Source organism: uncultured Bifidobacterium sp. (genome assembly GCF_959020155.1).
In the GTDB taxonomy this organism is placed as follows: domain Bacteria; phylum Actinomycetota; class Actinomycetes; order Actinomycetales; family Bifidobacteriaceae; genus Bifidobacterium.
In genome coordinates, this window is the sequence record NZ_CAUERC010000045.1 from 1 (window position 1) to 8445 (window position 8445).

General features: G+C 62.3%; 7 protein-coding genes. All 7 read left to right on the forward strand.

All coding sequences use genetic code 11. The features are described from left to right. Positions 1 to 84: 84 nt before the first annotated feature. The gene (locus Q5H31_RS07860; protein WP_003807443.1) at positions 85 to 423 is read left to right on the forward strand and encodes a P-II family nitrogen regulator; all 339 of its coding nucleotides are present in this window, start codon (positions 85 to 87) and stop codon (positions 421 to 423) included. 156 nt (positions 424 to 579) lie between these two features. Then, complete coding sequence (locus tag Q5H31_RS07865) at positions 580 to 2406, forward strand: nucleotidyltransferase domain-containing protein (RefSeq protein WP_302457653.1); 1827 nt, start codon at positions 580 to 582, stop codon at positions 2404 to 2406. Positions 2407 to 2794: 388 nt separating this feature from the next. Then, positions 2795 to 4252 (forward strand): replicative DNA helicase, encoded by a 1458-nt coding sequence (gene dnaB / locus Q5H31_RS07870; RefSeq protein ID WP_011742660.1) that lies wholly within the window; start codon positions 2795 to 2797, stop codon positions 4250 to 4252. Position 4253: 1 nt separating this feature from the next. Continuing rightward, positions 4254 to 5837, forward strand: coding sequence for a Mur ligase family protein (locus Q5H31_RS07875; RefSeq protein ID WP_021913219.1), 1584 nt, complete (start codon positions 4254 to 4256; stop codon positions 5835 to 5837). Positions 5838 to 5902: 65 nt separating this feature from the next. After that, positions 5903 to 6661 carry a type 1 glutamine amidotransferase gene (locus Q5H31_RS07880; RefSeq protein WP_011742662.1) on the forward strand — a complete coding sequence of 253 codons (759 nt, stop codon included), beginning with the start codon at positions 5903 to 5905 and terminating at the stop codon, positions 6659 to 6661. A gap of 148 nt (positions 6662 to 6809) precedes the next feature. Continuing rightward, positions 6810 to 7049 carry a phasin family protein gene (locus tag Q5H31_RS07885; protein ID WP_033499564.1) on the forward strand — a complete coding sequence of 80 codons (240 nt, stop codon included), beginning with the start codon at positions 6810 to 6812 and terminating at the stop codon, positions 7047 to 7049. Positions 7050 to 7188: 139 nt separating this feature from the next. Beyond that, a partial coding sequence (locus Q5H31_RS07890; RefSeq protein ID WP_302457654.1) for an AarF/ABC1/UbiB kinase family protein occupies positions 7189 to 8445 on the forward strand: 1257 nt, incomplete at its 3' end.

Genomic DNA, 8445 nt, shown 5'->3' on the forward strand with positions numbered 1-8445 from the left:
GCGGCATCGATCTTGCCGACCAGGGCGAACGTGCTTACGATTTTGCTGGTACCGCCAGCTCCGTCCTCAAGGAGGTGAAGTGAAATGAAGCTCATTACCGCTATCATCCAGCCCCATAAACTCGACGATGTCAAGGAAGCCCTCGCAGCCGCGGGCGTGCACGGCCTGACCGTGTCCGAGGCAAACGGTTATGGCCGTCAGCGCGGCCACACCGAGGTCTACCGTGGCGCCGAATACACCGTGGATCTCATTCCGAAGATCCGCATCGAGGTGCTGTCCGACGACGCCGATGCCGAAACCCTGGTTGGCGTGATCGTCAAGTCCGCCGGCTCCGGCACCATCGGCGACGGTAAGGTCTGGGTGGCTCCGCTTGACTCGGTGACCCGCGTGCGCACCGGCGAAACCGGTTCCGCCGCCATCTGATCCGTCCGGCCTTGTGATCGGGCCGATTCGGACAAGATGAAATAAAGACCCCCGGGCTTGAAGTTCGGGTTATCAATTACGACACATCCCCGTACGTGCCTCGCGCCGTGCGGGGATTGTCATAAGTCGTCATAGGTTTCATAAGGAACGTGCGTTATGACTTCAGCAGTCGATGGTCTCAAACAACGGTTCATGGCCATGAGCCAGCCCGACGCCGACGGCGTCTACCGCAATGGCGCGGCGAAACGCAAAGCCCGCACGGACTTGGCCATGGGCAATCTCACACAGTTGTGGAACGAAGCCTGCGAGGCGGTTTCCTTCGATGTTCCGGCAACCGGCATCGGTCTCGGCGCGGTCGGTTCGCTGGCACGTGGACAGGTGGGCCCCAGCTCCGACCTTGATCTGGTGGTCATCTACGAACCGCACGCGCTGACCGACCAGCAGCTCAACGAGCTCGCCAACAAACTGTGGTATCCGATTTGGGATTCCGGCCTCGACCTCGACCAGTCGGTACGTACCGTCGCGCAATGCGAGGCCGTCACCGACCGCGACCTGCCCGCAGCCATGGGATGGTTGGACGTGGTGCCGATCGCGGGGGACACTGGACTTATCGAAAGCACAGCCGTATCCATATTGGAACGATGGCGCAAGGCCGCACGCAAACGTCTGTCGGAACTGCTCGGCTCCGCCAAATCGCGCCTCGACGAATTCGGCCGCATGGCCTACATCAACCAGCCGGACATCAAAGAGGCACGCGGTGGTTTGCGCGACTCCGTATTGGTGTCCGCGCTCGCCGCATCCTGGCTTGCCGACCGTCCGCACGGCACGTATGACGACGCCGTCGAACGGTTGCTGGACGTGCGCGACTGCATCCATCTGGTCGCCGGCAAAGATACGAACATGCTGCTATCGCCCTACCAAGCCAAAGTCGCGGCGATGCTCGGTCTGGCCGATCCGACGCTGCCCGATGGCGAACGTGAGGCGAAGTCGATCGACGATCTGCAAACGTTGCTGGCACGCGTTGGTCGGCAGATCGCGTTCTCCCTTGATTCCACCGCGTCGCGCGCCGAGCATTCGCTGACGCACGACAAGCCGCGATTCGCCTTCTTCCAAGTGTTCCAGCCGCGCGGCGGCGGCAAACGTCAGGCACCGACCTTCGATGTGATCGCCCCCGGCGTGGCCAAGCATGAAGAGGAAATCGTGCTCGCTCCGGGCGCGGAACCGGCCGCCGACTCGAACCTCGTGCTGCGCGTGGCCGTCGCAGCCGCGGAATACGGACTGCCGATCGCCCCGGGAACGTTGCGGAATCTCAAAAAATGCCCTATCGGCGACCGCAACTGGACGGACGAATCGCGTGAACTGTTCATACGACTGCTGGCTTCCGGCCCCGCGCTGCTCAACGTGTGGGAAGACATCGATTTCATCGACGTGCCCGGCAAGCTCATCCCCGAATGGTTGGGCGTGCGCAACCGGCCAAGCGCGTCCGCCGCGCACCGCTATACGATCGACCGGCACATGGTGGAGGTCGTCACGCGGCTCGGCCGTGAAACACCCAGCGGTGGGCGGTACGACGACCGGCATTACGAGGCGCTGCTGCTCGCCGGCATCCTGCATGACATCGGCAAACGACCGGGGGTGGCCAACCATGCGGCGGAAGGCGCTCGGCATGCGACCGTGGTCGTGGAACGCATGGGATTCGACCGCGACATCGTCCGCTGGGTCACGCTGCTGGTACGCGAGCATCTGACATTGTCGGAGTTCGCCACAGGCCGCAATCCCAATGATCCCAACGTCGGCGATGATCTGGCCGGCCGGCTCGACCATAATCCCGTGCTGCTCGACATGCTGTTCGACCTGACCCGCGCCGACGGCTCCTCGTTGGGGGCCACGTCCGGCGAGACCATCTCCAAACAGTACGGGTGGAGCAAATGGCGTGAAACGTTGGTGCGCACCATGTACAACGCCACCCGATACCACATGTGAGCACCGGTTTCTCGCATACGCCAAGCCGATATGCCCCCGTATTTCTCGTCGTTTACGGAAAAGCGGGGTGCATATCACCTTCCGTTCACTTCGGCAAATCGAAATAAGGGAATCGGGGTACATGCTTTAGGATGTCCCCAAGTTGTCCACTCAGTTATCCCCACTCTGTGGATAAGTCGAAACGTTTTCCACATGGTTATCCCCAATATGTGGATAACTCGGTTTTTTTTCGACTTTCTTATCCACACCAAAGCCATTCGCGCGTGTCGTTCGGTGGATGCGGAGATTCATCCATAATCTCAATGCAACACCGGTCGTGACGGCACGCACGTATTATGGTTTTCCTCGGTATTGAACACATTCGATTGACTGCTGCGGTTGGAGGGACATGGCGGAGAACGACTCTTGGAACAACGGTTCGGCGCAGAACCGCGGATTTTCGAACGCTGGAAACGGTGCGAACGGCATGAACGGCCGATCCGGCCAAGCCGTGCGCGACGCCCTGTTCGACCGCGTGCCGCCGCATGACGACGCCGCCGAAATGGCGGTGTTGGGCGGCATGCTGATGAGCAAGGACGCCATCGGCGAAGTATCGCAGATGATCGACGTGTCCGACTTCTACCAGCCACGCAACCAAACCGTGTACGAAGCGGTCATCAAACTGTTCTCGGCCTCCCAGCCGGTCGACGCCGTGCTGGTGGCCAACGAGCTGCTCGCCGAAGGCAATCTGGAAAAAGTGGGTGGCTCCGACTATCTGCACAGCCTGGTCGCATCGGTTCCGACCGCCGCAAACGCCACGTATTACGCCGACATCGTGCATCAGCGCGCCATCCTGCGTAATGTGATCGCGGCCGGCACCAAAATCGCACAGCTCGGCTACACCGCAGAAGGCTCGCAGGCCGAAGACGTCGTCAACCTGGCGCAGGCCGAAGTATATGAGATGTCCACCGGCAAAGTGCGGCAGGACTACGCGCCGATCGGCACCGTCATCGCCGATACGCTTGACCAGCTCGACCGTCTGCAAAGCGGCGAAGTGTCCCGAGGCGTGCCGACGGGCTTCCGCGACATCGACGACGTGACGCAGGGCCTGCAGCCCGGCCAGATGATCGTCGTGGCAGGCCGGCCGGCCATGGGCAAGTCCACACTCGGTGTGGATTTCGCCCGTTCCGCGGCACTGCATCACGGATTGACGACCATCATCTTCAGCTTGGAAATGAGCAAAAACGAGTTAGCGCAACGTATCATCTCCGCTGAATCCAACATTCCGCTCGCCGCCATGCGCCGCGCGGACGACATCACGCCGGAACGTTGGGCCATCCTGAACGAGTTGCAAGGCAAGCTGCAGAACGCGCCCCTGTTCATCGACGACAGCCCGAACATGAGCCTGATGGAAATCCGCGCGAAATGCCGCCGACTGAAGCAGACGAACGATTTGAAACTCGTCGTCATCGACTACCTGCAGCTCATGACCTCCGGCAAGGCCGTGGAAAGCCGCCAGCAGGAAGTGTCCGACTTCTCCCGTGCGCTGAAGCTGCTCGCCAAGGAGCTGGAAGTGCCGGTGGTGGCACTGAGCCAGCTGAACCGTGGCCCCGAAATGCGTCAGGACAAGAAGCCGCAGCTGTCCGACCTGCGTGAATCCGGCTCTATCGAACAGGACGCCGACGTGGTGTTCCTCGTGCACCGTCCGGACGCCTACGACAAGGAGGACCGCCCGGGCGAGGCCGACATCATCATGGCGAAGCATCGTAACGGTCCGACCGACACGTTCAATCTTGCGTTCCTTGGCGCGTATTCGAAGTTCAAGGACATGCCCCAGGATTACCAGTCCCAGCAGGAGGCGGTGTGATATGGCTTGGAATTCCTTCGCAACCCCGTTGATCGGCAAGGCCGTGCGCGCGGCCTCCCGTTTGGCGCACGGCGGTGGCAGCGCGTTCCCCGGCAAAATCGTGGAACGCATCGACCCGCAATTCCTGTCGCGCACATTGGCGCAACTGCCGCTCGGCGTGGTGCTCGTCTCCGGCACGAACGGCAAAACCACCACCACACGCATGGTGGCCAGCATGCTGCAATCGCTCGGATTGAAGGTGTTCACCAACCCGACCGGCTCGAACTTCACCCGTGGCGTGGTTTCGTCGCTGCTTGCGGAAGTCTCGCTTTCCGGCAAACTCGACGCCGACATCGCGGTGCTGGAACTCGACGAGGCGTACGCCGTGCATTTCGTCAAGCAGGTGCCGCCCGACTACTGCCTGCTGCTCAACGTGATGCGCGACCAGCTTGACCGTTTCGGCGAGATCGACAACACCGCGCGACTGCTGTCCAAAGCTGCGGAAGCCACCACCGGTACCGTCGTGCTCAACCGTGAGGACCCGCGCATCGCCCGTCTTGCTGACGTGGCGCATACGGAAGACGGCGTGGAAGTACGCTACTTCGGCCTTGACGAATCGTTGCGCGGCTTCTTCCCGTCGGATGACGACATGAGCACCACTGTTGACGCGGAAGCGCACGACAGTGCGGAACATGGCGGAAATATTGGCGATTCGGGCAATGCCGGCGATACTGCCGATGCCGTTGCGGCTGCCGCGCCGGCCACATCGCAACCGCAGGACGGTCCCGACGCGCTGCCCGCCGACGTGACGTTGCGCGCCGTGGGCGACCACCGCGCCACCTTCGCGATCGACGGCGAAACGTATGAGACGGCCGTGAAACTGGAAGGCGTATACAACCTGTACAACGCGGCCGCCGCGCTCGCCGTGGTGCGCGCCGTCGCAGCGGACGCGCAGGCGATGTTCCTGCCGTTCGAAGACGCGCTCGCCGACAGTGTCGACGCGGACGGTGCCGATACCGGTACCGAAACGGACGGCAACGGCTCGCATGACGCCATCGACCAGGCCGCTGCGGACGAGATTCTGCGCGCGGCAGGCGTCTCACCCCGTATGATCGCCTTCGCGCACGCCACCACGCAGGCCATGATCGACACCGCCGGCGAGGTCACACCGGCATTCGGCCGAGGCGAGGTCATCACCGTGAACGGCACCCCCGTGGAACTGCTGCTCGTCAAAAACCCCATGGGCTTCCGCCTGTCGCTGGCCTCGTTCAAGCCCGAAGGCTGCGACACCATGATCTGCATCAACGACGAATACGCCGACGGCCGCGACATGAGCTGGCTGTGGGACGTGGACTTCACCTCGCTGCGCGGCACCGGCGTCAAAGCCGTGTCCGGCGTACGCGCGTGGGACATGGCCCTGCGCCTCGAATACGATCAGGTGCCGGTCGAATCGGTCAGCACCGACCTGGAGGAATCGGTCGTGAACTTCGTGAACGCGAATTCTGGCACCCCCAAACACATCTACTGCACGTACACGGCCATGCTGAAAACGCGTGCCGCGCTCGCCAAAATCGCCGACGTGGCCGACGCCGGCGTGGGCAAGTGAGCGCCGCGCGAAACGAAACCGCGCAATCGCAAAGCAAAACAGCGGAAGGAAGACGAGGAGACGATATGAGCCAGGTCATCGACATCGTGTCGCTGTATCCGAAGGATATGAACATCTACGGCGATTCCGGCAACGTGCTCACCATCCAGCGCCGGCTCGCGCTGTACGGCTACGAGCCGCGCGTACACGCCTACAACCAGGGCTGCGACTGGCCCGAGCACGTGGACATGATTCTGGGTGGCGGCGGCCAGGACACCGGCCAGAAGAAGATCATCGACGACTTCTTCCAACGCGCCGACCTGCTGCGTTCGCTCGCGGCGGACGGCGTGCCGATGCTGATGATCTGCGGCCTGTACCAGCTGTTCGGCGAGTATTTCGAAACGGTCGACGGCTCCCGACTCGACGGCATCGGCGTGATCGGCGCGTACACGGTCGGCCAGGAAACACGCATGATCGGCAATCTTACGGAAACCTCCGCCGATTTCGGCAAGATCATCGGCTACGAAAACCATTCCGGACAGACGTTCCTGCGTGACGGCGTGCAGCCGCTCGGCACCGTCGAACAGGACGGCACCGGCAACAACGGCGAGGACCATACGGAAGGCGCGCGCGTCCACAACGTGATCGGCACGTACATGCACGGCTCGCTGCTGCCGAAGAATCCCGCGATCGCCGATTTCCTGATCCGCACCGCCGTCGAGCGCCGTTACGGCACGTTCGATCCGGCCGCCGCCGGACAGACGGACGCGCAACGGGCCGCCCTGCATCGCATCGACGAAATCGCCGACCGTGCTCGTCGCGTGGCCATGTCCCGTCCGCGCTGACGGCTGCCATGCCGGTTCGCCGGCAATCGCACCGCCTGCGCTGAACGCCGGATATCCGCCACTTTTTATGCGATTGACCGGTTTCGCTCGGCGCAGATGTGAAGAAAATGCGATAGAGTGGTACCACCATCACCTAAAGGAGGACATCATGGCTGATTTTAATTTTGGTGACGGCCTGCGCAAGGTCTTTCTCGCCGGCGTCGGTGCCTTGGCGACCACTGTTGAGAAGAGCCAGGAAATCGTTGACGATCTCGTCAAGAAGGGCGAGCTGACCGTCGAGCAGGGCAAGGCCCTCAACGCCGAACTCAAGCACAAGGTCGAAGAGGCTAAGGAAGCCCCTGAGGCCAAGGATGCAGCCCCGGCCGAAACCGAAGACAAGGCCGAGTAGCTCCAGTCTTTCGTATCGCCGTCTGCCGCGCATGTGAGCGCCCGGACGGCGATTTGCTATGCCCGCGCGACGCCGGCGAAACGTTCGTCTGGCATCGCGGGCTTTCCAGCCGATTTCCCAACCGTTTGCGAGCAGTGACATGTCTTTGAAACACCCATCCGACAAGCCGGACGCGGCACGCCCCGAAAGCGTGGAGCCCGTCACGCTGTCCGACAGGGTCAACGCGGTCATCAACCCCACGGCCGACCCTTCGCCGGACGCCGCCTCCCAAGCAAACGGACTGACGGATGAGCTTGCCCACGAATCCGCGGACGATGCCGGCGAAACGGACGATACCGGCAAAGCGGCCGGTGTCAACGCGCAATCGTCCGAAACCATCGGCATCTTCGGAGCGCGCAAAGACACGTTCTCCGCGCGCTACCATCTGACCCGCCGCGGCAAACTCCGGCGTCTTGCGCAAATCGCGCAGATCGCCAACAAATTCGACGTGGTTCACGGACTCACGCCCGTCAAAATGCGTCTCATGCTCGAAGCGCTCGGCCCCACGTTCGTCAAGGTCGGACAGATCCTGTCCATGCGCTCCGAAATCCTGCCGCAATCGTTCTGCGACGAACTGTCCAAACTGCGCGCCGACGCCGACCCCATGCCATACAGCACGGTGCTGCAGGTGCTTGAGGACGAATACGGCCGGCCCGTGGACGAGATCTTCGACCATATCGACCCCACCCCGCTCGGCTCGGCCAGCCTTGCGCAGGTGCATCGTGCGAAACTGCTCACCGGCGAGGACGTGGCCATCAAAGTGCAACGTCCGGGCGTGCGCGAAACCATGGCGCAGGACGTGTCCATCATGCGCACCATCGCGGGAATCGCCACCAAAACCATGCGCAGCGCGCAGGTGGTGGACCTGTCCGGCGTGGTCGAGGAACTGTGGGACACTTTCGAATCGGAAACCGACTTCCTCATCGAAACGCGCAATCTGGCGGAATTCAAACGATTCTGCGAACGCTACAAATACATGGACTGCCCGAAGCCGTACCCGGAACTATGCACCGAACACGTGGTGGTCATGGACTACGTGGAAGGCATCTCCGTCTCCCATCCGGACGAGCTGCTTGCAGCCGGCTACGACCTGAAGGAAATCGGCACCAAACTCGTGGACAACTACGCCACGCAGGTACTCGACGAAGGCTTCTTCCACGCGGACCCGCACCCCGGCAACATCATGGTGCGCGGTGGGCAGATCGTGCTGCTCGACCTGGGCATGACTGGCCGGCTCAACGCCAAAACCCGTTCCGTGCTGAAGGACATGATCTTCGCCGTGGCCGAGCAGGATTCCCCCAAGCTTGCCGACGGTCTGCTGCGTTTCGCCGGTGCCGAGGCCGATCCGGAGGATTAT

Bases quoted from the DNA above. Each gene is read 5' to 3' on its own strand.
- Q5H31_RS07860 (WP_003807443.1), top strand. From the start codon at position 85: ATGAAGCTCATTACCGCTATCATCCAGCCCCATAAACTCGACGATGTC.
- Q5H31_RS07865 (WP_302457653.1), top strand. From the start codon at position 580: ATGACTTCAGCAGTCGATGGTCTCAAACAACGGTTCATGGCCATGAGC.
- dnaB (WP_011742660.1), top strand. From the start codon at position 2,795: ATGGCGGAGAACGACTCTTGGAACAACGGTTCGGCGCAGAACCGCGGA.
- Q5H31_RS07875 (WP_021913219.1), top strand. From the start codon at position 4,254: ATGGCTTGGAATTCCTTCGCAACCCCGTTGATCGGCAAGGCCGTGCGC.
- Q5H31_RS07880 (WP_011742662.1), top strand. From the start codon at position 5,903: ATGAGCCAGGTCATCGACATCGTGTCGCTGTATCCGAAGGATATGAAC.
- Q5H31_RS07885 (WP_033499564.1), top strand. From the start codon at position 6,810: ATGGCTGATTTTAATTTTGGTGACGGCCTGCGCAAGGTCTTTCTCGCC.